General features: G+C 55.6%; 26 protein-coding genes. 14 read left to right on the forward strand and 12 right to left on the reverse strand.

What is annotated here, in order from left to right; all coding sequences use genetic code 11:
* Nucleotides 1-6 precede the first annotated feature (6 nt).
* The 3 genes from hslU (at nt 7) to rraA (ending at nt 3,061) form a co-directional block, all read left to right on the forward strand.
* Nucleotides 7-1,341, forward strand: coding sequence for an HslU--HslV peptidase ATPase subunit (gene hslU / locus NCTC9997_RS13960; RefSeq protein WP_010864870.1), 1,335 nt, complete (start codon nt 7-9; stop codon nt 1,339-1,341).
* Between the two features lie 208 nt (nt 1,342-1,549).
* Nucleotides 1,550-2,452 carry a 1,4-dihydroxy-2-naphthoate polyprenyltransferase gene (locus tag NCTC9997_RS13965; protein WP_039046057.1) on the forward strand — a complete coding sequence of 301 codons (903 nt, stop codon included), beginning with the start codon at nt 1,550-1,552 and terminating at the stop codon, nt 2,450-2,452.
* A gap of 123 nt (nt 2,453-2,575) precedes the next feature.
* The gene (rraA, locus tag NCTC9997_RS13970) at nt 2,576-3,061 is read left to right on the forward strand and encodes a ribonuclease E activity regulator RraA (protein ID WP_010864872.1); all 486 of its coding nucleotides are present in this window, start codon (nt 2,576-2,578) and stop codon (nt 3,059-3,061) included.
* Between the two features lie 164 nt (nt 3,062-3,225).
* On the opposite strand, the gene zapB is transcribed toward rraA, so the two are convergent.
* Nucleotides 3,226-3,465 carry a cell division protein ZapB gene (zapB, locus tag NCTC9997_RS13975; protein WP_010864873.1) on the reverse strand — a complete coding sequence of 80 codons (240 nt, stop codon included), beginning with the start codon at nt 3,463-3,465 and terminating at the stop codon, nt 3,226-3,228.
* A gap of 529 nt (nt 3,466-3,994) precedes the next feature.
* On the opposite strand from zapB, the gene NCTC9997_RS13980 reads away from it, so the two are divergent.
* The 3 genes from NCTC9997_RS13980 (at nt 3,995) to glpX (ending at nt 7,772) form a co-directional block, all read left to right on the forward strand.
* On the forward strand, nt 3,995-4,837 hold the full coding sequence (locus NCTC9997_RS13980; RefSeq protein ID WP_064978281.1) for an MIP/aquaporin family protein: 843 nt from the start codon (nt 3,995-3,997) through the stop codon (nt 4,835-4,837).
* Nucleotides 4,838-4,930: 93 nt separating this feature from the next.
* Nucleotides 4,931-6,433, forward strand: a complete 1,503-nt coding sequence (glpK, locus tag NCTC9997_RS13985) for a glycerol kinase GlpK (RefSeq protein ID WP_036770049.1) — start codon at nt 4,931-4,933, stop codon at nt 6,431-6,433.
* A gap of 328 nt (nt 6,434-6,761) precedes the next feature.
* Complete coding sequence (glpX, locus tag NCTC9997_RS13990; protein WP_010864876.1) at nt 6,762-7,772, forward strand: class II fructose-bisphosphatase; 1,011 nt, start codon at nt 6,762-6,764, stop codon at nt 7,770-7,772.
* A 114-nt stretch (nt 7,773-7,886) separates the two neighbouring features.
* Here the strand turns inward: glpX and emrD are convergent, their stop codons facing one another.
* Nucleotides 7,887-9,095, reverse strand: coding sequence for a multidrug efflux MFS transporter EmrD (gene emrD / locus NCTC9997_RS13995; RefSeq protein ID WP_010864877.1), 1,209 nt, complete (start codon nt 9,093-9,095; stop codon nt 7,887-7,889).
* 382 nt (nt 9,096-9,477) lie between these two features.
* Between emrD and NCTC9997_RS14000 the strand changes: the two genes are divergently transcribed.
* Both NCTC9997_RS14000 and NCTC9997_RS14005 read left to right on the forward strand, forming a co-directional pair.
* Nucleotides 9,478-10,125 carry a helix-turn-helix transcriptional regulator gene (locus tag NCTC9997_RS14000; protein ID WP_064978282.1) on the forward strand — a complete coding sequence of 216 codons (648 nt, stop codon included), beginning with the start codon at nt 9,478-9,480 and terminating at the stop codon, nt 10,123-10,125.
* 10 nt (nt 10,126-10,135) lie between these two features.
* Nucleotides 10,136-10,882: an FAD-binding oxidoreductase gene (locus tag NCTC9997_RS14005; RefSeq protein WP_064978283.1), complete on the forward strand. Its 747-nt coding sequence runs from the start codon at nt 10,136-10,138 to the stop codon at nt 10,880-10,882.
* Between the two features lie 106 nt (nt 10,883-10,988).
* Here NCTC9997_RS14005 and NCTC9997_RS14010 read toward each other — a convergent pair whose 3' ends face one another.
* On the reverse strand, nt 10,989-11,402 hold the full coding sequence (locus NCTC9997_RS14010; protein ID WP_064978284.1) for a DUF805 domain-containing protein: 414 nt from the start codon (nt 11,400-11,402) through the stop codon (nt 10,989-10,991).
* A 151-nt stretch (nt 11,403-11,553) separates the two neighbouring features.
* Nucleotides 11,554-11,997, reverse strand: coding sequence for a GNAT family N-acetyltransferase (locus NCTC9997_RS14015; protein WP_010864882.1), 444 nt, complete (start codon nt 11,995-11,997; stop codon nt 11,554-11,556).
* Between the two features lie 363 nt (nt 11,998-12,360).
* On the opposite strand from NCTC9997_RS14015, the gene tpiA reads away from it, so the two are divergent.
* Nucleotides 12,361-13,125 (forward strand): triose-phosphate isomerase, encoded by a 765-nt coding sequence (gene tpiA, locus NCTC9997_RS14020; RefSeq protein WP_064978285.1) that lies wholly within the window; start codon nt 12,361-12,363, stop codon nt 13,123-13,125.
* A gap of 306 nt (nt 13,126-13,431) precedes the next feature.
* Here the strand turns inward: tpiA and pfkA are convergent, their stop codons facing one another.
* The 3 genes from pfkA to NCTC9997_RS14035 all read right to left on the reverse strand — a co-directional run bounded on the left by pfkA (nt 13,432) and on the right by NCTC9997_RS14035 (nt 16,241).
* Complete coding sequence (gene pfkA / locus NCTC9997_RS14025) at nt 13,432-14,394, reverse strand: 6-phosphofructokinase (RefSeq protein WP_010864884.1); 963 nt, start codon at nt 14,392-14,394, stop codon at nt 13,432-13,434.
* A 276-nt stretch (nt 14,395-14,670) separates the two neighbouring features.
* A complete protein-coding gene (gene fieF, locus NCTC9997_RS14030) occupies nt 14,671-15,582 on the reverse strand; it encodes a CDF family cation-efflux transporter FieF (RefSeq protein ID WP_010864885.1) in 912 nt (303 codons plus the stop codon).
* A 146-nt stretch (nt 15,583-15,728) separates the two neighbouring features.
* Nucleotides 15,729-16,241, reverse strand: a complete 513-nt coding sequence (locus NCTC9997_RS14035; protein ID WP_010864886.1) for a Spy/CpxP family protein refolding chaperone — start codon at nt 16,239-16,241, stop codon at nt 15,729-15,731.
* A gap of 202 nt (nt 16,242-16,443) precedes the next feature.
* Between NCTC9997_RS14035 and cpxR the strand changes: the two genes are divergently transcribed.
* The 3 genes from cpxR to trmL all read left to right on the forward strand — a co-directional run bounded on the left by cpxR (nt 16,444) and on the right by trmL (nt 19,190).
* Nucleotides 16,444-17,130 carry an envelope stress response regulator transcription factor CpxR gene (gene cpxR, locus NCTC9997_RS14040; RefSeq protein WP_010864887.1) on the forward strand — a complete coding sequence of 229 codons (687 nt, stop codon included), beginning with the start codon at nt 16,444-16,446 and terminating at the stop codon, nt 17,128-17,130.
* Between the two features lie 32 nt (nt 17,131-17,162).
* Nucleotides 17,163-18,536 carry an envelope stress sensor histidine kinase CpxA gene (gene cpxA, locus NCTC9997_RS14045; protein WP_064978525.1) on the forward strand — a complete coding sequence of 458 codons (1,374 nt, stop codon included), beginning with the start codon at nt 17,163-17,165 and terminating at the stop codon, nt 18,534-18,536.
* Nucleotides 18,537-18,722: 186 nt separating this feature from the next.
* A complete protein-coding gene (gene trmL, locus NCTC9997_RS14050) occupies nt 18,723-19,190 on the forward strand; it encodes a tRNA (uridine(34)/cytosine(34)/5-carboxymethylaminomethyluridine(34)-2'-O)-methyltransferase TrmL (protein WP_010864889.1) in 468 nt (155 codons plus the stop codon).
* A 146-nt stretch (nt 19,191-19,336) separates the two neighbouring features.
* On the opposite strand, the gene cysE is transcribed toward trmL, so the two are convergent.
* The 5 genes from cysE to NCTC9997_RS14075 form a co-directional block, all read right to left on the reverse strand.
* A complete protein-coding gene (cysE, locus tag NCTC9997_RS14055; protein WP_064978286.1) occupies nt 19,337-20,158 on the reverse strand; it encodes a serine O-acetyltransferase in 822 nt (273 codons plus the stop codon).
* A gap of 34 nt (nt 20,159-20,192) precedes the next feature.
* On the reverse strand, nt 20,193-21,197 hold the full coding sequence (gpsA, locus tag NCTC9997_RS14060) for an NAD(P)H-dependent glycerol-3-phosphate dehydrogenase (RefSeq protein ID WP_039046066.1): 1,005 nt from the start codon (nt 21,195-21,197) through the stop codon (nt 20,193-20,195).
* Between the two features lie 21 nt (nt 21,198-21,218).
* Entirely contained in the window at nt 21,219-21,683 is a 465-nt protein-coding gene (gene secB, locus NCTC9997_RS14065; RefSeq protein ID WP_010864892.1) for a protein-export chaperone SecB, read from the reverse strand.
* A gap of 193 nt (nt 21,684-21,876) precedes the next feature.
* Nucleotides 21,877-22,131, reverse strand: a complete 255-nt coding sequence (grxC, locus tag NCTC9997_RS14070) for a glutaredoxin 3 (RefSeq protein ID WP_039046067.1) — start codon at nt 22,129-22,131, stop codon at nt 21,877-21,879.
* 92 nt (nt 22,132-22,223) lie between these two features.
* Nucleotides 22,224-22,658, reverse strand: a complete 435-nt coding sequence (locus NCTC9997_RS14075) for a rhodanese-like domain-containing protein (protein ID WP_010864894.1) — start codon at nt 22,656-22,658, stop codon at nt 22,224-22,226.
* A gap of 286 nt (nt 22,659-22,944) precedes the next feature.
* Here NCTC9997_RS14075 and gpmM point away from each other — a divergent pair, with 286 nt between their 5' ends.
* Together gpmM and envC are read left to right on the forward strand one after the other, a co-directional pair.
* Nucleotides 22,945-24,489 (forward strand): 2,3-bisphosphoglycerate-independent phosphoglycerate mutase, encoded by a 1,545-nt coding sequence (gene gpmM / locus NCTC9997_RS14080; protein WP_039046068.1) that lies wholly within the window; start codon nt 22,945-22,947, stop codon nt 24,487-24,489.
* Nucleotides 24,490-24,496: 7 nt separating this feature from the next.
* Complete coding sequence (gene envC / locus NCTC9997_RS14085) at nt 24,497-25,738, forward strand: murein hydrolase activator EnvC (RefSeq protein ID WP_064978287.1); 1,242 nt, start codon at nt 24,497-24,499, stop codon at nt 25,736-25,738.
* The last annotated feature ends 119 nt before the right edge of the window (nt 25,739-25,857 follow it).

Raw genomic sequence — 25,857 nt, forward strand, 5'->3', positions numbered from 1 at the left:
CTGACCATGTCTGAAATGACTCCTCGCGAAATTGTCCACGAACTTGATCGCCACATTATCGGTCAGGACAAAGCCAAACGTGCCGTCGCCATCGCTCTGCGTAACCGCTGGCGTCGTATGCAGCTGCCTGATGCGCTGCGCCATGAAGTTACCCCAAAAAATATTCTGATGATTGGCCCAACCGGGGTCGGTAAAACCGAAATTGCCCGTCGTCTGGCCAAACTGGCTAACGCGCCGTTCATCAAAGTTGAAGCCACCAAGTTCACCGAAGTGGGCTATGTGGGTAAAGAAGTGGACTCCATCATCCGCGATCTGACTGATGCCGCGGTGAAGATGGTGCGTCTGCAATCTATCGAGAAAAACCGCTTCCGCGCGGAAGAGCTGGCCGAAGACCGCATTCTCGATGCACTGCTGCCGCCAGCGCGCGATCAGTGGGGCCAGACCGAAAAGACTGACGAGCAATCACATACCCGTCAGATTTTCCGCAAGAAACTGCGTGAAGGTCAGCTGAACGATAAAGAGATCGAAATCGAAATCTCTGCCGCCGGTAACGTAGGCGTGGAAATCATGTCCCCACCGGGCATGGAAGAGATGACCAACCAGCTGCAATCGATGTTCCAGAATCTGGCCGGTCAGCAGAAGAAAAAGCGTAAGCTGAAAGTTGCCGAAGCGATGAAGCTGCTGATTGAAGAAGAAGCGGCCAAGCTGGTGAACCCAGAAGAACTGAAAGAGCAGGCTATCCACGCGGTTGAGCAAAACGGCATTGTGTTTATCGATGAGATTGACAAGATCTGTAAGCGCGGCGAAAGCTCTGGTCCTGATGTGTCCCGTGAAGGGGTGCAGCGTGACCTGCTGCCATTGGTCGAAGGTTGTACCGTCTCCACCAAGCATGGCATGGTGAACACTGACCACATCCTGTTCATCGCCTCCGGTGCCTTCCAAGTTGCACGTCCATCGGATCTGCTGCCAGAGTTGCAAGGTCGTCTGCCAATCCGCGTTGAGCTGGAAGCGCTGACTACCGGTGATTTCGAGCGTATTTTGTCCGAGCCAAGCGCTTCCCTGACCGAGCAGTACAAAGCACTGCTGGCCACCGAAGGGCTGAACGTGACGTTTACCGATGAAGGGATCCGCCGTCTGGCCGAAGCCGCGTTCCAAGTTAACGAGCGTACCGAGAACATCGGTGCTCGCCGTCTGCACACCGTGATGGAGCGTCTGTTCGAGGAAGTGTCCTTTGAAGCCAGCGAGCGTCAAGACAAGACACTGACCGTCGATGCCGATTACGTCAGTAAGTACTTGGGCGAGCTGGTCGAAGACGAAGACTTGAGCCGCTTTATCCTGTAAGTGCTGCCCGTCAGATGACGGCGCGCATGTTGTCGCGCTCATCGGGTTGGACTGGGCGCCGTCTGCTGACGGCGCCTTTATTTTATCTGCTGTTTAGGGTCTGCCGTTGATTATCGGCGACGCCACTACCCAAAAACAGGCATACCCGCCGCCGACGCTCTGCGGTAAACTAGCACGCTCATTTTTTAACTAGCCTGAAGCCATATCCATGAGTAACTCTAAATTTGCCATCTGGCTGGAAGCCGCCCGACCGCGTACGCTGCCGCTGGCCCTGGCCTCCATTGTCACCGGCGCTGCGGTTGCTATGTGGCAAGGACGCTTCCATGCAGGGATCACAGTACTGGCACTGCTGACTGCGACTCTGCTGCAAATTCTTTCTAATCTCGCCAATGACTATGGCGATGCCGTCAAGGGAACTGACAAGGACAGAGTCGGCCCACGACGTGCGGTACAAAGTGGCTTGATCACGCCGCAGGCCATGAAACGGGCCATGCTGCTGGTACTGCTGCTGACTTTACTGAGCGGTGGGGTGTTGATCCTGCTAGCCTGCCAAAAGCCGGAAGATATTCTCGGATTTCTGGTGATGGGCGTGCTGGCGATCGTGGCTGCCATTACCTATACCGTGGGTAACAAGCCGTACGGTTATATGGGGCTCGGTGATATTTCGGTACTGATTTTCTTTGGCCTGCTCGGCGTGGGCGGCACCTACTATCTGCAAACCGGCCACTTTGAAGCCATGGTGCTGCTGCCAGCGCTCGGCTGTGGTCTGCTGGCTACAGCGGTGCTGAACCTCAACAACCTGCGTGACATCGATACCGATCGTCAGTGTGGCAAAAACACCCTGGCCGTGCGCATGGGGCCACTGTGGGGCCGTCGCTACCATCTGCTGCTGTTAGGTGGCGCGCTGCTGAGCTTGGCGCTGTACGCGGCCTTGGCAGTGCATACGGCGGTGATCTGGCTGTTCCTGCTGGCTAGCCCGCTGCTGCTGCGTCACGGTGTGGCAGTGTGGAAAGAGCCCAATGGCGCTGCGCTGCGTCCTTTGCTGGAGCAAGTGGTGAAAGGCGCGCTGCTGACCAACGTGCTGTTTGCCGCCGGACTGGTACTCAGCTGATCCTCGTGGCCGCTTTTCGGCGGCCGTCCTGCTTGCAAAATCACACGCTGTCAGCTGGTGATTTTGCAATCACCCCAGACGGGGTTATACTTCGTACAATTTCAACAACTAAAGCCTTATCCTATGAAATACGATACCTCCGAACTGTGCGATATCTATCTGGACCAAGTTGATGTGGTTGAGCCGATGTTCTCCAGCTTCGGCGGACGGAGTTCTTTTGGCGGCAAAATCACCACCATCAAATGCTTTGAAGACAATGCCTTGCTGCGTGATGTGGTGGAAGAGAACGGCCTTGGCCGGGTGCTGCTGATCGATGGCGGTGGTTCACTGCGTCGTGCACTGCTCGACGGCGAACTGGCGCGCCGCGCAGCCGAGAACGAATGGGAAGGCATGATCATTTATGGCGCGGTGCGTCAGGTTGATGAGCTGGAAGAGTGCGATATTGGCATTCAGGCGCTGGCCTCCATTCCGGTAGGCGCAGACAGCAACGGCCACGGTGAAACCGATGTGCCGGTCAACTTTGGCGGCGTGACCTTCTTACCGGAAGACCACGTGTACGCTGACAGCACCGGTATCATCCTGTCGCCAGAAGCGTTGGATCTGGAATAACACCGCTGTTAACGCGTAGCGTGCAACGTTCGCCATAAAAAAACAGAGCATAATGCTCTGTTTTTTTATTGATATTGTAATAGCTTTGATGTGAGCACGTGCAGCGACCGAAGCAAACTCGCCTAGCGAGACTGAACCGGTTACACATCCCCACGGCGGGCCAATTACACTTCTTCCATTTTGCCCAGCAGCATGCGCAGGCGCTCTTGCCAGCCTTGATGCTCAGCGCGCAGTTGTTCATTTTCACGCAGCATCGCTTCACGTTCTGCCGCATTCTGCTGCACTTGTTGTTCCAGTGCTTGGTTCTGTTCTTTCAGATCTTCCATTTCCATCTGCAGCAGTTGGATGGTATCTACTGCTTGTTGTACTTTGGCTTCCAGCTTCTCAAATACTTCAAAAGACATAAATAAGGACTCCCTTAAACATCGCCTCATCGCGATCGGTGTGCATTTCCTTGTACTCTACCACCGGCTGCGAGCCAGCGCTATCCGGCGAGCCGCAGGATTTGCGCTGTAACCGACCGATGTTCCATATCGCGCATTGTGCACTGAGCAACGACCTGACTTAATCACGCCCGACTTTCTGCTCTCGCAATAAATCGCAATAAAACGCCATGCCACAGTCTGATTTTTGCGTTAACCATCAATTAACACTCATTACATTCATGCAAACTCGCAACCTTTCTTTCGCTTAATTGATTCAGCTATCAGAAAAGGGCTTAGCAGCAGATTACTCTGCACACGCCCAATTTTTGAGCCTGTTCACTAAATAATGAGCATTTTCTCTAAAATTTTGACCAATAACGCACATTCACCTTTTGCTGTTTTTCGTATTCGCGCTTTAACGTTACATTTACACCATTGACCAGCCAACTGGTCGAACCAGATAGTGTTTCCGATAACGTACCCCACAATAAATTCAAGGACAGCACGTATGAGCACAACGACCCAGCCCTCATTGACCGGGCAGTGTATCGCGGAATTTATCGGCACCGGCCTGTTAATCTTTTTCGGCCTCGGCTGTGTGGCTGCGGCCAATCTGGCCGGTGCAGCCTTAAGCCTATGGGAAATCAGTATCATCTGGGGTGTCGGGGTTGCGATGGCAATTTACCTGACCGCCGGAGTTTCCGGTGCCCACTTAAATCCAGCGGTCACTATCGCCCTGTGGCTGTTTGCCTGTTTTGAACGCAAACGTGTGCTGCCATACATCCTCGCCCAAGTGGCGGGCGCGTTCGCCGCGGCTGCACTGGTGTACTTCCTGTATGGTAATCTGTTCGCTGAATATGAAACTGCGCACAATATCGTGCGTGGTAGCGCCGAAAGCCTGAAAACTGCCGGAGTCTTCTCTACCTATCCACATGCGGCCATTTCTGTTGGCCATGCCTTTGTGGTGGAGATGGTGATCACTGCGGTGCTGATGGCCCTGATCATGGCGCTGACCGATGATGGTAACGGTCTGCCACGTGGCCCAATGGCTCCACTACTGATTGGTTTGGTGATTGCCGTAATCGGTGGCGCAATGGGTCCACTGACTGGCTTTGCGATGAACCCAGCGCGTGACTTTGGTCCGAAACTGCTGGCGTTCTTGGCGGGTTGGGGCGACATGGCCTTAACCGGCGGACGTGATATCCCTTATTTCCTGGTGCCAATTGTGGCGCCGATTGTCGGTGCCTGCCTGGGTGCTGCGGGCTACCGCGCCATGATTGGTCGCAACCTGCCATGCAATACCTGCCGCCTGTCTGATGAAGACGAAAGCGCGCAAACCAAGCAAGCCTGATCCAAAGTGGTGCGGGGAAACTCGCACCCCTTGATGAACAATACGCTAAAAACCACCACAATAAACATTACCTAGGGTAGAACAATGGAATCGATGATGACTGAAAAAAAATACATGGTCGCGCTGGACCAGGGTACGACCAGTTCCCGCGCCATAGTCCTCGATCACAATGCCAATGTCGTTAGCGTATCGCAGCGCGAATTTACCCAGCATTACCCGCAAGCCGGCTGGGTTGAGCATGACCCAATGGAAATCTGGGGTACCCAAAGTGCGGTACTGGTGGAAGTTCTGGCCAAAGCCGGTATTACCTCAGATCAGGTGGCCGGTATCGGGATCACCAACCAGCGTGAAACCACCATTGTGTGGGAAAAAGAAACCGGTAAGCCGGTCTACAATGCCATCGTATGGCAGTGCCGTCGTACCGCACCGATTTGCGAAGACTTAAAAGCGCAAGGTCTGGAAGAGTACATCCGCCACAACACCGGTCTGGTGGTTGACCCGTACTTCTCCGGCACCAAAGTAAAATGGATTTTGGATCACGTGGAAGGTGCCCGTGAGCGCGCCAAGCGTGGTGAGCTGCTGTTCGGTACCGTCGATACTTGGCTGGTGTGGAAGATGACCCAAGGCCGCGTACACGTGACCGACTACACCAACGCCTCCCGTACCATGCTGTTCAACATCCACACCTTGGATTGGGACAGCAAGATGCTGGAGGTCTTGGACATCCCGCGTGAAATGCTGCCACAGGTACGTCCATCCTCTGAAGTGTACGGCCAAACCAACATTGGTGGTAAAGGCGGTACCCGTATCCCAATCGCTGGTATTGCTGGTGACCAGCAAGCCGCGCTGTTCGGCCAAATGTGTGTACAGCCGGGCATGGCGAAAAACACCTACGGTACCGGCTGCTTCTTGCTGATGAATACCGGTAAGGAAGCGGTACGCTCCCGTCACGGTCTGCTGACCACCCTGGCCTGCGGTCCAAAAGGCGAGCCAAACTATGCCTTGGAAGGTGCCGTGTTTATCGGTGGTGCGTCGATTCAGTGGCTGCGTGACGAGCTGCGTCTGCTGGGCGACTCGTTCGATTCTGAATACTTCGCCTCCAAAGTGAAAGACAGCAACGGCGTGTATGTGGTGCCGGCCTTTACCGGTCTGGGCGCGCCTTACTGGGATCCGTATGCCCGTGGCGCCATCTTCGGTCTGACCCGTGGCGCGAACCGTGACCACCTGATCCGTGCGACCTTGGAATCCGTGGCATACCAAACCCGTGACGTTCTGGATGCGATGCAAGCCGACTCCGGCACGCCGCTGAAAGCGCTGCGCGTTGATGGCGGTGCGGTGCAGAACAACTTCCTGATGCAGTTCCAGTCTGACATTCTGGGCACCACCGTTGAGCGTCCAGTGGTGCGTGAAGTGACTGCGCTGGGTGCCGCCTATCTGGCCGGTCTGGCCATCGGCTTCTGGAAAGATCTGGACGAGCTGCAGTGCAAAGCGGCGATCGACCGCGTGTTCGAGCCAGGCATGTCCGAAGGCGAACGCGCCCGTCTGTACAAAGGCTGGCAAAAAGCGGTGAGCCGCGCCCAGCACTGGGAAGATTGATCGTCACCGTATGCTGACCCGCTATCACACTGATAGCCCTCTCCACCCTATGACAAACCGCGCTTCGGCGCGGTTTTTTTTATCCCTCGAGCGCCTTTGCTGTTTTCTATCGCCCTTTCATCTACGCGATACCATTGCTCTGCGCCATAATTCATCCACCGCACCTCAATGCTCGCTGTTGCAGCCGAGTGTCATCCGACAAATGTATCCTGCATCACGCTTTTATTTTCCATTACGCAAACGGTTACTTTGACTTTTGTGATACCATCAGCGGCGTTTTTTGATCCTTAGTCTTTTTGTTCAATCTCTTGCATACAGGTTTGCTCCCATGAAACGTGAATTAGCCATTGAGTTTTCCCGGGTGACTGAAGCAGCGGCACTGGCCGGGTACAAGTGGCTGGGTCGTGGCGATAAAAATACCGCCGATGATGCGGCCGTCCGCGCCATGCGCATCATGCTCAATCAGGTCGACATCGCCGGTGAAATCGTGATCGGTGAAGGGGAAATCGACGAGGCGCCGATGCTGTACATCGGAGAAAAAGTCGGGACAACCAAAGGCGATGCGGTAGATATTGCCGTCGATCCGATTGAAGGCACCCGTATGACCGCAATGGGACAAGCCAACGCACTGGCGGTACTGGCGGTTGGCGAGAAAGGCACCTTCCTGCGCGCCCCTGACATGTACATGGAAAAACTGGTGGTCGGCCCAGGCGCCAAAGGCGTGATTGATTTGAACCGTTCACTGGCTGACAACCTGATGCGCGTAGCCGCCAAGCTGGATAAACCGCTGAGCTCGCTGACCGTGATCACCTTGGCCAAACCGCGCCATGAAGCGGCGATTGCCGAGATGCAAGCCTTGGGCGTGCGCGTGTTCGCCATTCCTGATGGCGATGTGGCCGCCTCAATCCTGACCTGTATGCCCGAGAGCGAAGTGGATGTGCTGTACGGCATCGGCGGCGCGCCAGAAGGGGTGATTTCTGCGGCGGTGATCCGCGCGCTGGATGGCGATATGCAAGGCCGCCTGCTGGCCCGTCACGACGTGAAAGGCGATAGCGCCGAAAACCGCCGTCTGGGTGAAAGCGAGTTGGCGCGCTGCGCCGAAATGGGCATTGAGGCCGGTAAAGTGCTGAGCCTGTCCGATATGGCACGCAGCGATAACGTGATTTTCTCCGCCACCGGCATCACCAAAGGCGACCTGCTGGAAGGTATTCACCGTCAGGGCAATGTGGCGACCACGGAAACCTTGCTGATCCGCGGTAAATCGCGCACCATCCGCCGTATCAAATCGACCCATTATCTGGATCGTAAAGACGCCGCCATCTGCCAAATCATTTTGTAAGGCTGCGCGTTGAGCGCCTTGCCACTCGGCCATGCGCTGCGAAACCGCAAAACCGCACAAACAAAAACGGCGCTCATGATGAGCGCCGTTTTTATTGGTCGTGTCAGCCACCGCTTAGCCAATCCGGCGACTTACCAGCATCTGCTCATGCTGACGCGCCCGCCACACAATCAGTGCCCAGTTCAGCACAATCAGCACCGCCATGCTCAGCATCAACAGACCCAACGTGGTCTGGCCGTGCATCGGCAAACTGGCTGACAACCAAGTGGTGATCCCCGAGCCCATATTTTGCAAACCGCCCACCAGCGCACCAGCGGTACCGGCCAGCAGTGGGAAGGGGTTCAGCGCACCGGTGGTCGCCAGCGGGAACAGCATGCCACCAGCGAAGAAGAACATCGCCGCTGGGATCAGCAAACTATACACGCTCAGCATGCCCAGCACGCCGCACAGCCACATGCTAAAGCCAGCCAGCAGCGCCGCGCTAACGGCAATCCACATCAGCTGATGCAAAGAGAAGCTTTTTTGCGATGCCAGCCACGAGCCAACAAACGCCGCCGGTAATGGCAGAATAAACAAAATGCTGACCGTCACTTCGCTCAGGCCCAGCTCGTTGCTCATCAGTACCCCTGCACTGGCTTCAAATACTGCGATCCCCGCCAAGGCAAACACCATGATCAGCACGTAACCGAGGAAATCAGCATTGCCCAGCAGGTGCCGATAGCTGCGCACCAGTCCCATGGCATTGTTTTTCGCCGCTTCCGGACGGGTCTCCGGCAGCAAGGCCGCCATCGCCAGCCACACGCCCGTTCCCAGACACAGCAGGAACACAAAGCACGCGCGCCAACCAAAGTGAGTCGACAGCACACCACCCAATACCGGCGCCAGCAGAGGGCTGAAAATAATCCCCATACTGATCAGGCTATTGGCGCGGCGCAGTGCCGCGCCTTCAAACAGATCCCGCGGTACGGTACGGATCATCACCCCAGCCACCCCGGTACCCATGCCCTGAATGGCACTACCGGCCACCAGCATATCCAGTGACGGCGCCAGCAGCGCAAACACGCAGCCGAACACAAACACCAATAAGCCGGACAACACCATCGGACGACGGCCAAAGCGATCCGACAGCGGACCATACACCAACTGTGATAAACCGTACGTCAGCAGATAGGCAGCCATCACCGCCTGCACTGCCCCCGGGCGCACCATCAAGCCGCTGGCAATCTGCGTCATTGCCGGTACGTAGATGGTCTGGGTCATCTGCCCGACCGCTACCAGCAAAATCAGCAGCAATAACATTTTATTTTCTTGTGCTTTATTCATTTTAATCAGGCTTCAGTTACCCTGCCGGAGCCCCACCGGCTGCGAGCAGACAGTGTGAGATGCAGAGTTTACTTCTTGGTATTAAGGGAAAATCAGATGGAAAAACGACCGAAATGATCAGACGCGATACGATAGCAAAGTCGTGAGCTTGCTCACAACTCCTTATCCTGTAACGCCTTGGGGCGTCTGTACAAATAACCCCGCACCGAATGGAAATAAAACTTTACATTTATGCTCTACCGCCTCCACAGCATGCCTGCACGCTGACTCTGTGCACAGCCTACGCCTTGCCATTCGAGTTAAGTAAAGCTATTGCTTTATAAACAACAGGGGGCATAATACACAACATATTAACAATTTCCGTCACCCAGTGAGTCATGAGATGAAAACTGCGGATATCATCCTGCACCGCCTGAAAAGTCAGGGGCCGCTGCCGGTCAAGGCGCTGGCCGAGCAACTCGGCATGACCACCATGGGCGTGCGTCAGCATATGCAGCAACTCGAGCAGCAAGCGCTGGTGCGCTACGAAGATCAGCGGGTCAAAATTGGCCGTCCGGTGCGTTACTGGAGCCTGACCGCACAAGGGCATGCCCAGTTTCCCGATCGGCATGCCGAACTCTCCGCCCATCTGCTGCTGGCCGTACAGCAGCAATATGGCGAACAGGCGCTACCCTCGTTGCTGCAAACACGGGAAGATCAGCTGGCTGCACAATATGCGCAGGCGATGGTGCACGCCACCACCCTCGAAGCGCGGCTCAGCGCCTTAGTGCGCCTGCGTGAACAAGATGGCTACATGGCATCGCTGCAAGCGCAGGATGACGCCTTTATCCTGACCGAGCAACACTGCCCGGTGTGCCACGCCGCCAGTCAATGTCAGGCACTGTGCAGCAGTGAACTACGCTTATTCCAGCGCCTGCTGGGTGACGACTGCCACATTGAACGAACCGAACATATTGTCGGCGGTGACCGGCGCTGTACCTACCGGATCACCCCACGACACGCCTCTTGCTCCCCCCTCTCGCCCCAATAAGGAGTCAGCCATGACTGAATGGGTTGCAGGCACCGTGATCAGCAACACCCGCTGGACTGAGCGGTTGTTCTCATTACGAGTACGGGCTGATATTGCCCCGTTTCAAGCCGGTCAGTTCACTAAACTGGCGTTGGATCTCGATGGTGAGCGCGTGCAGCGCGCTTACTCATATGTCAATGGCAGCGCTAATCCGGAGTTAGAGTTCTACATTATTCAGGTGCCGCAAGGGCGTCTTTCACCGGCGCTGCAACGTCTGCAGCCGGGCGACTCCCTGTGGTTAACCCGCGATGCCAATGGCTTTTTTGTCCTCGATGAGATCCCGCCCGCGCGCGATTTGTGGATGCTAGCGACTGGCACCGCCATCGGCCCTTACCTGTCGATCCTGGCCGACCCGAGCGCGTTAACACGCTTTACCCATCTGCGCCTGATCCACGCCGTGCGCCGGCAAGAAGATTTAAGTTACCTGCCGCAGATGCGCGAGTTAGAGCAGCGTTACGCTGGCCGCCTACGCTGCCTGACGGTGGTCAGCCGCGAAGCCAATCCTGATGGGCTGGAAGGACGGATCCCAGATCTGCTGACCAGCGGCGCTCTCGAGCAGGCCGCCGACTTAGCGATCAGTGCCGAGCACAGTCACCTGATGCTGTGCGGAAATCCACAGATGGTACGCGACACCCAAGCCTTACTGAAAGAACAATATGGCCTGAGCAAGCACCTGCGTCGCAAGCCCGGGCAGATCACCAGCGAGCACTACTGGTAACCAAATCTCCGCACCGCATGCCGGATCAAAAAAAGTGGCCACGGTGGGCCACTTTTTTATGTTTTCTGATGTTGTTTTCTGTTGTCAGTTTGCGCTGTCGCCGTGTTTATCCACGCCAACGGATCGCGGTTGGCAGGTCACCAAAACGATTGGCTTCCGCCTGGCCGCGAAACACCCCGCAATCGAGCACCAACACCACCAGCACAAACAGCGGCATAAAGCGTGCAATCGCCCATTGCCAAAACGGATCGGTCACATGCGGCGCTAAACCGGGAAACAAAATAGGGATCAGCAGCAGAGCCGAAAAGCCCGCCGGTTTGCCACGGTCGTGCAGGCGTTTGCTGATCACCGCCAGCAGCGGCCACAACAACACCAATACCCACGCATCACGCAGCAACGGATAAGCCGATAACAGCGCCGTGCCCAGCATCAGTAGCAGCAGACAGACTGCAATACCCAGCCAGAATCCTCGACGATCCAGTCGTCCCTGAAATGAAAACAACCACGTGCTTATCGGCATAACTCACCTTTGTATCCAGTCACTCTATCAGGCCGCACATTATCCTGCTTCCAACGGAACTTCCCAGCAGTAAAAGTGCAAGGCGTGCGAAAGCACACAACTTTAGCGCCTACCACGTGCCACATCCACGCCGCTGATAGCTCACGCGAAGCTACAAGGTCAACGCATACAGCAGGCGATTATCCAGAGGTTGGTAACCCAAAGACTGATACAGTTGCCGTGCTGGATGATTGGCAAACTCGGTGTCCAACACCAACGCGCCAGCGTTAGTGTATTCGGCAAACTCGCGCGCTTTTTCCATCAGCGCCCGTCCGACCCCTTGTTCGCGAAACGCATCATCCACGTACAAATCATTGACCAGCCACGTGCGCTGCACATCAATGGAAGAAAGCAGCGGATACAACTGCACAAAACCCAGCAGCTGCGACTCCTCTTGGACTGCGACAAAAATGATGCTCTCATCAAAGCGGATGCGATTTTTCAAAAAGACCTGCGAACGCTTCAGATCCGGCTTCCCGCCAAACAGCACTCGATAACGCTCAAACGCCTCGGCCAGTAGCTCCAAATTCCAGATTTCGGCTTTAAACAGACGCATGCCCTCTCCTTAGGCCTTTTCAATCCTCTGTTTCAACGTTAGCCTACTCGGGTTAAAAAATCGACAGTGTGCCGTGGCTTTGTCCCACTCTCACCCAACTATTACACATACTTGCAGTCAGGATCACCGCCGGCCAGCCAGAGTGGTACGCAGCAAAAGCCTGATGCTCGATTGCGTATGGTGCTGAGTTACTGGCTTTCGTAAATAGGCAACAAAAAATGCCGATGGAAGCACAAATCTATGATGATTCTCTGATAAATCGATTCAGATAACTGTTATATTTTTTCGGATATGTTTAACAGATCAGCGGCGGTAGCCCAGTGCGGCTATTCAGATCGCTCTATATTGACTGGAGAGTAAAGCATGCGTCGTCCATTAGTTATGGGTAACTGGAAGCTGAACGGCAACAAAGCCATGGTACAAGAGCTGATTGCTGGCCTGAAAACCGAATTGAACGGTGTGGACGGTTGTGGCGTGGCGATTGCGCCACCAGTGATGTATCTGGCCGAAGCGCAAACTGCGCTGCAAGGCTCTGCCATTGCTCTGGGTAGCCAGAACGTTGACGTAAACCTGTCTGGCGCGTTCACCGGCGACATCTCTGCTGACATGCTGAAAGAGTTCGGTGCTGAATACATCATCATCGGTCACTCCGAGCGTCGTACTTATCACAAAGAAAGCGATGCGTTCATTGCGCAAAAATTTGGCGTACTGAAAGCTGCCGGTCTGATCCCAGTACTGTGCATCGGTGAAACCGAAGCCGAAAACGAAGCTGGCCAAACTGAAGCGGTGTGCGCTAAGCAGCTGGACGCCGTACTGAACACTCTGGGCGCCGAAGCGTTCATGGGCGCAGTGATTGCCTACGAGCCAGTATGGGCGATCGGTACTGGCAAGTCTGCCACTCCAGCACAAGCGCAAGCCGTGCACGCATTCATCCGTGGCCACGTGGCTAAGCATGACGCCAACGTTGCTGAGCAAGTGATCATCCAGTACGGCGGCTCCGTAAACGCTGCTAACGCCGCTGAGCTGTTCACCCAGCCAGACATCGATGGCGCGCTGGTTGGTGGTGCTTCCCTGAAAGCGGACGCCTTTGCGGTGATCGTTAAAGCGGCAGCGCAAGCCAAAGCCTAATTTTCCGCGTCGCATTCATTGATGTCACATTGATACGGCGACGCCAGCGAGCTCCTCGCAGCATTCAAAAATCCCGGCTCTCGAGGCCGGGATTTTTTATATCCATACCGGCTCAGTATCGGCACAACACGCTTTTTCCACACTACTCGCTCCACTTGCCTATCCACTGCCTCCCTCCACTTTGCCGTGCGCTGGCCACAGAATTCCGGCCATAAAAAAAACGGCCACCGTAGTGACCGCTTTTTAAGATGCGCTTCGCCATACCGATAAGCTATGGGCGATACGCCTCAGAGTACGGGTTGCGTATCAGAACAGTTTTTTCGCTGTCGCCAGCCAATCGGCTTTGAATGGACGCTTCATGTTCTCGATAGCATCGATGATGTCATGATGCACCATCTTCTCGTTCTGAATACCGACACAGCGGCCACCGTAACCTTCCAGCAGCAGCTCAACTGCGTAAGCGCCCATACGGGAAGCCAGAATACGGTCATACGCCACTGGCGCACCGCCACGCTGGATGTGGCCCAAAATGGTGGCGCGGGTTTCACGGCCGGTTTCTTTCTCGATGAACTTGGCCAGCTCGTTCACATCACAGATGTGCTCGGTGATCGCCACGATCGCGTGTTTTTTACCTTTGCTGATCCCGGCCATGATCTCTTCCACCAGCTCTTGGCGGTTGAATTCCACTTCCGGCAGCACGATAAACTCACAGCCACCGGCAATCGCCGCGGCCAGTGTCAGGTCACCACAGTGGCGGCCCATCACTTCTACGATAGAGATACGCTGGTGCGAAGATGAGGTATCACGCAGACGGTCAATCGCTTCCAGCACAGTTTCCAGTGCGGTGAAATAACCGATGGTGTAGTCAGTACCGGCCACATCGTTATCAATCGTGCCCGGCAGACCGATGCATGGGAAACCCATTTCCGTCAGCTTCTTAGCCCCCATGTAGGAGCCGTCACCGCCGATTACTACCAGAGCATCGATGTCATGACTGCGCAGATTGGCCACCGCCTGTTCCCGCACTTTTTCATCACGAAATTCTGGGAAACGCGCTGAACCGAGGAAAGTACCACCACGGTTGATGACATCGGACACGCTCTGACGATCCAGTTTACGGATACGGTTCTGGTGCAGACCCAGATAACCATCCATCACACCGTAAACTTCCAGCCCTTCACTCAATGCTGCCCGAACCACACCGCGAATGGCAGCGTTCATTCCCGGTGCGTCACCACCACTGGTCAATACGCCAATCTTTTTAATCATGACAACCCTCTGACTTTCGGAAGTTAGTTACTGCTCAGACTGCCCACCCGGATCCACATCCCCCAATGTTCTGATCCGAATGCCATTGCAGCTAAACTCCGGCATCTTACCCCAAGTTATGCGGACATAAGATGACAGGAAAAAATAAGTACGTGATGAGTATTACAATTTTGAAAAAAAACTAAATTGATACGCATCACAGTAACTCATCACACCCACTGCAAGGGCAAAATCGATCGGCTTACTCCTTTCAGCATGAAGGATTGTGATAAAAGTTTACGAGATTTGGCTCACAGCACTGTTTTTCATTTCCAATGGCACCGCCGATACCGGATCTTGGTGAATGATCACATCCGCCCCCGGGAACAACGCCATCAGATCGTGCTCTACCCCATCGGCAATCCGATGAGCGTCGACCAACGGCAGGTTATCGTCTAATTCTAGATGCAGCTGGATAAAGCGGGTAGGCCCCGCGCGGCGGGTACGCAGTTGATGCACGCCACGCACGCCCGGCGTTGAGCGCACACGCTCTAAAATCTGGGCGCGCTCTTCTTCCGGCAGTGCCTGATCCAGCAACGATTGCACCGCATGGTAGCCCATCACCACCGCACTGATCAGGATGTAGCAACCAATACCGACGGCAAACAGCGCATCCGCCATACCGATGCCCCACCAGCTCAGGCCGATAGCCAGCAAAATCGCCCCGTTCATCAACAAGTCACTTTGGTAGTGCAGCATATCGGCTTTGATGGCCTGACTGCCGGTACGGCGCACCACCTGACGTTGGAACGCCAGCAGCGCCAAAGTCACCAGCAGCGCAAACACGGTGACGCCCATTCCTAATCCTGGATCGGTCATCGGCTGCGGGTTAATCAAACGCTCGCCACCTTGCAGCAACAGGAAAAAAGCCGAGCCGGAGATAAACATGCTCTGAGCCAACGCAGCTAATGACTCGGCTTTGCCGTGACCGAAACGGTGCTCTTCATCCGCCGGTTGCAGTGAGTAGCGGATCACCAGCAAGTTAGTCAATGAAGCAGCAATATCCAGCAGCGAATCCACCACCGAAGCCAACAGACTGACAGCGCCGGTCTTCCACCAGGCCACGATTTTGACCAGTAGCAACAGGGTCGCCACCGACGTTGAACACAACGCCGCCAGTTTGACCCAGTGCCCGTATTCCTTGTTCATTTGAATGTACTCCGCCTTCATTTGTATGGACGATTGGCACTGCTCAGTATACCGGTTTCAACGCCGCTCTGCGTCGCACAATGAAAAACCCCGGCCTGCACAGCAATGCAGACCGGGGTGAGACAGGCTATTTTGTTGTTATAAAATCAGTTGCTGGCGGGAGTCGCCGGAGCCGCCGCTGGAGCTGGTGTCGCTACCGGCTGACGCGCCGCAAAACGCTGGTCAACTTTGGCTTTCTGCTCTGGTGTCAGCAGGTTGTACATTTGGTTGTGCACCTTGGCACGCTGTACTTGCTGCTCGATACGCTGAGTATTCATTTTTTCAAACATGGTGCGCGCCGCAGCTTCATCAAATTTTGGCGCGGTCATGATAGCGTGCATCTGGGTACGCATTTGCGCGTCCATCATTGGCTGGCGATCCAGCTGAGTGCACAGCTCGGTAAACTGTTTTTGTTGCGCTTCGGTCAGGTTCAGACCTTTGGTGGCGAAACCGGCACAACGCATGCCGCGGCCTTGACCGTTGTGATGCTTTTGCATCATGCCGCCGTCCATCATACCTTTGCCCATCATCATGGTGTCATTTTGACCACCTTGTGCAAATGCCATGGTGGAAGTCAGAGCCACAACAGATGCGATCATCACTTTGTTCAGTACACGCATGGTTATCTCCTCAAAAAAACAGTGCGATATATGTCGAGTGCAGCGCCAAGCGCGTTACTCTCTGGTGCAATGTGTCTATGGATTTAAGTGTACGCCGTCTCCTGCAAAGTGCTGTCAGTAGATGTAAAGCTGTGTAAAGGCTAATAGCCCTGCTGCGTGGGATCCCTTACCTTATAAAGCATAACTGATGGAGACTGTTCCCATGACCCGATTACTGTTGGTAGATGACGATCTGGAGCTCACCGATCTGTTGTCCGAATTGCTGGATATGGAAGGCTTTAGCGTCACGGTCGCCCATGATGGCGATCAGGCTCTGGCGATGCTCGATGCCTCTATCGATATGATTTTGCTGGATGTGATGATGCCCAAACGCAATGGGCTGGAAACCCTAAAAGCCTTACGCCTAGAGCACAATACTCCGGTGTTGATGCTGACCGCGCGCGGCAGCGAGCTGGATCGCGTGCTGGGCCTCGAGCTTGGCGCCGATGACTATCTGCCCAAGCCGTTTAACGATCGCGAACTGGTAGCGCGCATTCGCGCTATCTTGCGCCGTACCAGCCGTCCGGTCGAAGAAAAGACCAGCGATACCCTCCACTTTGACCAACTGGAGCTCTATCCTGGGCGGCAAGAAGCGCGCTTTGCGGGCACCTTATTGGAGCTAACCGGCACCGAATTTAGCCTGCTGCAACAACTGGTGCAGCATCCGGGCGAGATCTTGTCGCGCGAGAGCCTGAGCCTCGATATTCTCGGCAAACGCCTGTCACCGTTTGACCGCTCGATCGACATGCACATGTCTAATCTGCGCAAAAAACTGCCCGACCGCCAAGACGGTCTGCCGTGGTTTAAGACCCTGCGCGGGCGCGGTTATCTGCTGGTGGCCGCCTCATGAATACGCGTCGCCTGTGCGCCTCCACATTCGGGCTGTGTAACAGCCTGACCGCACGTATCTTCGCCATCTTCTGGTTTACGCTGGCGCTGGTGCTGTTGGTGGTGCTGATGTTGCCACGTTGGGACAGCCGTAACGCCTCGGCACTGTCAGAGCGCGAGCAGCTGAACTACCAGCGCTTTGTGACCCAAATTGCCGAGCGCCTGCAAGCACTGCCGAGCGACAGCCAAGATCAGCAGATTCGCCAAGCGCTGCGCAACAGCGATCACAGCCGACTGCGCATCACTCTACAACGGGCCGATGGGCTGCTGCTCAACACCAACCACATGGGCGTGCGTGAGATGAATAACTTCATCGCCCTGTCCGAAGAGCTGCAAGCGCCGCGTAAGAAACTGTATAACCAACGGATGGTGATTGGCCCGTTTCTGATCCAAGTCCACGGTGAGCCGTTCCGGCTATTTTTGTCTCACCCAGCCAGTAGCAAGGCCGGTTTTCTCAATTACCTGCTCGATCACCCGCTGACGTTGCTCGGGGTGACCATGCTGATCAGTACACCATTTTTACTCTGGCTCGCTTGGAGTCTGGCTCGGCCAGCACGGCGTTTACAGCAAGCGGCCAACAAAGTGGCGCGTGGTGAGCTAACCCCCGACCCGCAACTTGAGCTCGGTGCCAAAGAGTTTCGTGCTACCGGCCGCAGCTTTAACCAGATGATTTCGGCCTTGGAGCAGATGGTGGGTAATCAGCAACGTTTGCTGTCGGATATCTCCCATGAGCTGCGCACGCCACTGACGCGCCTGCAATTGGCCACCGCACTGGTGCGCCGCCGCCAAGGGGAAAGTCATGAACTGGCGCGTATCGAAACCGAAGCTCAGCGCCTCGATGCCATGATTGGCGAGCTGTTGGCCTTATCGCGCTTGCAGCTCAATAGCCATTTGGAGCGTGAAACCGTGCCTGCCGATGAGCTGTGGCTGCCGGTGTTAGACGATGCCATCTTCGAAGCCGAACAAAGCGGTAAACAGCTGACCATCAGCGCCGCCCCAGGCCCTTGGCTGCTGTCTGGCAATCGTGCATTGCTGGAAAGTGCGCTGGAAAACGTCATTCGTAATGCCCTGCGCTATGCGCACCATGACATCCATGTCAGCTTCTGCCGTACCGCCTTGCCCGACGGCGGCCATGAGCTCTGTATCACACTGGATGACGATGGCCCAGGCGTACCGGAAAGCGAGCGCGAGAAAATTTTCCGCCCGTTTTATCGCACCGATGAAGCGCGGGCGCGCACCTCCGGCGGTACCGGGCTTGGCTTGGCGATAGTCGATAATGCCCTGCGCCAGCATCAAGGCCATATCGAAGCGGCCACCAGCCCACTGGGCGGACTGCGGCTGATCCTGCGCTTACCGCTGCTTGCCTAAACGGCCAAACGAACATCACGCGGCCCTCACACGCCAAAGCGCTGACCGATACCGCCAGTCAGCGCTTATTTCCACCACAACGTAGCTTCACCACGCCGCCGGTTGTACCCCATCACTGCAATCGGGTATCCTGCTGCTCATTCGTTTATCCGCCGGCCTTCGCGCCCACGCTGACATACCACTATCATGCTGAATATTGTTCTGTACCAGCCGGAAATTCCGCCTAATACCGGCAACATCATCCGCCTGTGTGCCAACACCGGCTATCGCCTGCATCTGATTGAACCGCTCGGTTTTGTGTGGGATGACAAGCGCCTGCGCCGCGCCGGTCTGGATTATCACGAGTTCACCGAAATCCAGCGTCACCATGACTACGCTGCCTTTTTGGCCAGCGAACAACCGACGCGTCTGTTTGCCCTGACCACCAAAGGTACCCCTGCGCACAGCGACATCCAGTACCAAGCCGGTGACTATCTGCTGTTCGGCCCCGAAACGCGCGGTCTACCGCCGGAAATCCTCGATGCGATGCCGCCCGAGCAGAAGATCCGCTTACCGATGTGTCCAGAAAGTCGCAGCATGAACCTGTCCAACACCGTTGCGGTGGTGGTGTTCGAGTCGTGGCGGCAGCTTGGTTATCCCGGCGCCAAGCGATAAACAACAACGCCCTGCGGCCAACCGGCGACAGGGCGTTATCCAAAGGTGCGACTGAAGCTCATTCAGCGCCGCATTTTGGCGGTGCGTGATCGTGATGTAGTCGTTCGCGATGAGTCATTCGTGGTTTGTGATGAGAGACGCGCAGCTCAGATCCCATCACCGTGGGCAAACTGCTGAATCAAGCCACTGAAGTCCTGATCCATCTCAAGCGATGGTTTGTCACAACACGGACGCCCCACCACCCGCGCCGGCACCCCAGCCACCGTGGTATGCGGCGGTACCGGTTGCAAGACCACTGAACCGGCACCAATTTTAGCGCCGCAGCCCACTTCAATATTGCCCAGCACTTTCGCGCCGGCGCCAATCATCACCCCTTCGCGGATCTTCGGATGGCGATCGCCAGACTCTTTACCGGTACCGCCGAGGGTAACGTTCTGCAAAATCGACACATCATTTTCCACCACCGCGGTTTCCCCGATCACAATGCCGGTGGCGTGGTCGAGCATGATGCCGTGGCCGATGCGCGCCGCCGGATGGATATCCACCGCAAAGGCGACCGAAATCTGGTTTTGCAGATACACCGCCAGTGACGTGCGCCCCTGACGCCACAACCAGTTGGCCACTCGATAGCCTTGCAGCGCATGCACCCCTTTGAGGTACAGTAATGGCGTGGTACAGCTACCGACTGCGGGGTCACGATCACGTACTGCCTTGATATCCAGCGCCGCGCTAACAATCAGCTGCGGATCGCTTTCGTGGGCTTCTTCAACAATTTCACGCACCGAAATCGCCGGTACGGTGGCGGTGGCTAACTTGTTGGCCAGAATATAGCTGAGCGCACTGCCAAGGTGGCGGTGCTTTAAGATGGTGGCATGGAAAAAACTGGCCAGCATCGGCTCGCCGTCAACCAGACGACGCGCCTCTTGTTGGATTTCTTGCCACACCAACTCCAGTTCCGGTTCAGACATGCAAACCGACTCCAATAGATGATGTCATTAACCTTTATTCGCTCTTACTGGCGCGCGCCAGCAGAGCCACAGCCGCTTCACGGGCATCTTTGCCGCAATACAGCACCTGATAAATCTGCTCGGTGATCGGCATTTCCACCCCCAGACGCTGGGCCAGCACGTACACCTCTTTGGTATTGCGATAGCCTTCCACCACCTGACCGATACTGGCCTGCGCCTGCGTCACATCATGCCCTTGACCGAGCATCATGCCGAACCGGCGGTTACGCGATTGGTTATCGGTACAGGTCAGCACCAGATCGCCCAAACCGGCCATCCCCATAAAGGTGGCCGCTTCGGCGCCCAGCGCCACGCCCAAACGGGTCATCTCCGCCAGACCACGGGTGATCAGGGCGGTGCGCGCATTGGCCCCGAAGCCCATGCCATCCGACATCCCCGCGCCAATGGCAATCACGTTTTTCACCGCGCCGCCCAGTTGGACGCCGATGAAATCCGGGCTGTTATAAACCCGAAAACTCTTGCCGCAGTGAAACAGTTGCTGCAAATCAGCGGAAAATTGCGGGTCGGAGGCCGACACCGAAATCGCCGTCGGCATGCCCACCGCCATCTCTTTGGCAAAGGTGGGGCCGGACAGTACCGCCAGCGGAATAGCGTCACCCAAGACTTCACGCGCCACATCCTGCAACAGACGACCAGTCTCAGCTTCTAAGCCTTTGGTCGCCCACACCAGACGGCTGTCTGGGCGTAAATACGGACGCAGTTGTTGCAACACCTCGCCAAAAACATGACTCGGTACCACCACCAAAATATCGCGGCTGGCGGTCACGGCTTTGGCCAGATCTGCTTCAATGTGCAGATCCGGCGGAAACGGGATCCCCGGCAAAAAGGCCGCATTTTCCCGCTCCGCCGCCAGACGTGCCATATGCTGCGGATCATGGCCCCACAACACCACGGGGTGCTGATTACGCGCGAGCGTCAGGGCTAAAGCCGTCCCGTAAGAGCCGGCACCGATCACTGTCATGGCTACATCTGGTTTCATTGTCTTTACTCTTGGTCTGAATTATTCAGCCGCTACGCTCTGGTCTTGCTGCGCCTGCTCTTGCAGGTAGTTCATGAACAGCGCATCAAAGTTTACCGGAGCCAGATTCAGCTGCGGGAATGTACCGCGGGCAACCAGGCTGGTTACACACTCACGGGCATACGGGAACAGAATGTTCGGGCAGTATGCACCCAGACAGTGTGCCATTTGCGCACCATCAAGACCAGCCACGGAGAAAATACCCGCCTGCTGCACTTCACACAGGAACGCCACTTGATCGCCTACGTTGGCGGTCACGGTCAGACGCAGAACCACTTCAAAAGCGTTGTCACCCAGATCAGTTGACGCAGTGTCCAGATCCAGTTTCACTTCTGGCTGCCACTCTTTTTGGAAAATCACTGGTGAGTTCGGCGCTTCGAAAGACACATCTTTAGTGTAAATGCGCTGGATTTGGAACAGGGTTTCGTTTGGATTTTGTTCAGACATGACTCTTACCTTTTGGTTTCTGGTTCCTTGAAAACGGAATATTCTTCCTGAAAAGGCAACCCTCAGGATACCCGAGCGTTGCCATGCGAATGCGTCAGTGGCTAGCCACTCATCAATGACACAACTTAAATTACGCAGAGCGCAGTGACTCAGATTAGTGACACCAATCCGTGCGCAGTGCGCCAAAGTCGCGTTAGCGGGCCAGCAGCGGATCCAGTTTACCGGCAGCGTCCAGTGCGTGCAGGTCATCACACCCACCGACATGTTGGCCGTCGATAAAAATCTGTGGAACCGTCGTACGGCCACTGCGTTCAATCATCACTGCGCGCGCCTGTGCATCGTTATCGATAGCTATCTCGTCAAAGGCTGCGCCCTTGCGGGTCAGCAGCGCCTTGGCGCGGATACAAAAAGGACAGGTCGCTTTGGTGTAAATTTCAATTTGGGCCATCACACACCCCACCGGATTCACTGTTGTCCCACATCTTGGTGCCGTTGCCACAACGGGCTTATCCCGCCGAGTACCAGCGCACCAAGACCGAATTATTTGCCCTGCACCAATGGCAGATGCGCGCCGCTCCAGCCCGCAATGCCTTCACGCAGTACGTGTACTTGGGCAAAGCCTTGCTTGCTCAGATCTTCTGCCACAGTACGCGCGGTCATACCGGTTGCGCACACTACCACCACAGGCTGGGTTTTGTGCTTTTCCAGCTCGCCCAGATTGTTGGCTTTAATCGCGGATGGCAGCAGATTCAGGCTGTCTACGATATGGCCTTTGCGGAACTCATCCGGCGAACGGATATCCACCAGCACACCGTTGGCCTGATTGATCAGACGGGTCGCCTCGCCGTTATCAATGCTCTTCACCGCAGAAAAACGGCTCTTGAAGGTCATTACGATCACGGCTACAAACAGGGCAATCCACGCCATGCTCAAAATGGTGTGACTTTGAATAAAAAGCATCACTTGTTGCTGCATAGAATTTCGCCATCAAAAAATCGGTGAAAGAAAGGTGATTGAGTATACCTGCGTGCCACACCAATTACAGCTTTAAGCCCCGCCTATCACAGTAATATGTGGAGTAACGCAAGCGATGGGTTACTCTATGATCAGAGATTATTGCAGGTAAGCAGGCAACCAGGGTGCTGTGAGTCACACATTCTGGCGCAATCATTAGCTGACACGAGTCAGTAATGTAGTAAAATTCCTCAACACTGCACTATCAATACACAGCTATTCTTTTATTATCGACGAGAGGTCTTACATGACTACCGCGAAGAAACCGATGGTTCTGGTCATCCTTGATGGCTATGGCTACCGCGAAGATAAGCAGGACAACGCCATTTTAAATGCTAACACCCCGGTCATGGACAAGCTGTGGGCCGAGTGTCCGCACAGCCTGATTTCCGGCTCCGGCCTGGATGTCGGCCTGCCTGACGGTCAGATGGGTAACTCTGAAGTCGGCCACGTTAACTTAGGTGCCGGCCGCATCGTGTATCAGGATCTGACCCGTTTGGATAAAGAGATCAAAGATGGTGATTTCTTCCACAATACCGTGCTGACTGGCGCTGTCGACACCGCTGTCGCCGCCGGTAAAGCCGTACACATCATGGGTCTGCTGTCACCGGGTGGTGTACACAGCCATGAAGATCACATCTTGGCGATGATCGATCTGGCCGCCCAACGTGGCGCCGACAAGATTTACCTGCACGCCTTCTTAGACGGTCGTGACACCCCACCACGCAGCGCCGAAGATTCACTGGCACGCGTGGCGCACCACTTTGCCGAGCTGGGTAAAGGCCGCATCGCCTCGATGGTTGGCCGTTACTACGCCATGGACCGCGACAACCGTTGGGATCGCGTACAACTGGCCTACGATCTGCTGACCCAAGCCAAAGCGGAATTCCACGCCAGCAACGTGCTAGACGGCCTGAACGCCGCTTATGCGCGCGAAGAAAATGATGAGTTCGTCAAACCAACTGTGATCCGCGCTGAAGGCGAAGCTGATGCTGCGATGCAAGATGGCGACGCACTGATTTTCATGAACTTCCGTGCCGACCGTGCGCGTCAGCTGACGCGTACCTTCATCAACGCAGATTTCACCGGCTTTGCCCGTGAGAAAGTGGTTAAGTTCAGCAACTTCGTAATGCTGACCGAATATGCTGCTGACATCAAAACCGCCTGCGCCTATCCGCCAGAGAATCTGGAAAACACCCTGGGTGAGTGGCTGTCTAAGCATGACAAAACCCAGCTGCGGATCTCGGAAACCGAGAAATATGCGCACGTCACCTTCTTCTACAACGGTGGCGTAGAAGAGCCGTTCCCAGGCGAAGATCGCATTCTGATCCAATCGCCACAAGTGGCGACCTATGATCTGCAACCGGAAATGAGCTCTGCCGAGCTGACCGAGAAGCTGGTCGGTGCAATCGAAAGCGGTAAGTACGACACCATCATCTGTAACTACCCGAACGGCGACATGGTCGGCCACACCGGTGTGTTCGATGCAGCAGTGAAGGCCGTTGAAGCGCTGGATCACTGCATCGAGCAAGTGGTGGCCGCCGTACGTAAAGTGGATGGTCAGCTGCTGATCACCGCCGACCACGGTAACGCCGAGCTGATGAAAGACCAGACTACTGGTCAGCCATTCACCGCGCACACCAACCTGCCAGTGCCACTGATTTATGTTGGCAAACCGGCTGAAGTGGTCGCCGGTGGCAAGCTGTCTGACCTGGCACCAACCATGCTGACCTTGATGGGCATGGAAATTCCAGCAGAGATGACTGGCAAGCCGCTGTTTATCGTGAAATAATTTTCACATGCTAAATACATACGGCTCACGTATCAGTCAATGGTGTACCGGTGCTCTTTGCACCGGTATGCTGCTGTGCGCGCCGTATGCCCCTGCAGCACCCCAATCGGCGCTGCAGGGCGTGCAACAAGAAATTGCCCAGCAGGCCAGTAAAGTGGCCGCGCAACAAGATCAGCGCCAGCAACTGCAACAGGCGCTACGTAAGCAAGATCAGTCCATCAGCTCCGCCAGCAAAGCACTGCGCCAAACCGAGCAGCGGCTGACTCGCTTAACCCGCGATCTCAAACGCCTGACTAGCTCGATCAGCGAGTTGGAAAAGCAGCAGCAACAGCATCAACAGCGTTTAGCGGCCCAGTTAGATGCCGCCTATCGACAGGGTAAACAAGGCCAATTGCAGGCCATGTTGTCCTCGGATGATCCGGCCCGCGCCGAACGCATGCTGCATTACTACCGTGCCATCAATGAAGAACGCCAAGCCGTGATGAACGAGATCAGCGTGAATCAGCACGAGTTGCAGCAGCAAAAAGATGAGCTACAAGCTAAACAAAAAGAACAAGCCACGTTGCTGGGAAGTCAAAAACAGCAACAGGATAAATTGCAGCAAGCGCGCACCGAGCGGAAGAAAACCTTGAGTGCCTTAGAAGCCGACCTGCAACAAAACCAGCAAAAGCTGGCACAACTCAAACAGAACGAACAACGCCTGCGCGATCAAATCGCGCGCGCTGAGCGTGAAGCCAAAGCGCGCGCCGAACGTGAAGCGCGCGAGCTAGCACGCAAACAAGCCGCAGAAGAAAAACGTACCGGTAAACCGTATGTGCCTAACGATCGCGAGCGGGCCTTGATGGCACAAAGCGGCGGTCTTGGCCGGCCGGCAGGTCAACATATCTGGCCGGTACGCGGCAGTATCCTGCATCGTTTCGGCGATAGCCAAGAAGGCGAACTGCGCTGGAAAGGAATGGTGATCGCCGCGCCAGAAGGCAGCGAAGTACGCGCCATTGCCGACGGCAAAGTGCTCTTGGCCGACTGGCTGCAAGGCTACGGTCTGGTGATGGTGGTCGAGCACGGTAAAGGCGACATGAGCCTGTATGGTTATAACCAAACCGTGTTATTCCAGCCGGGCGATAACGTCAAAGCCGGTCAGCCGATTGCCTTAGTCGGTGACAGTGGCGGTCAGGGTAGTGCCGGTCTGTACTTTGAAATTCGCCGTCAAGGGCAAGCGGTCAACCCGCGCCCATGGCTAGGTGGCTAAGCGGCGTGTCCAGCCCGTCCTTGCTGTTATCCCGTCTTTCACTGGCTGCCACTGCCGTTCTTTCGGCTGCCAGACGTTGTTTATCCGCTCGCCCTTGTCTATTCGCTTGCAACAGGCTG

Origin of the sequence: Plesiomonas shigelloides (assembly GCF_900087055.1) — a bacterium.
Classification (GTDB): Bacteria; Pseudomonadota; Gammaproteobacteria; order Enterobacterales; family CAMTGL01; genus Plesiomonas; species Plesiomonas shigelloides.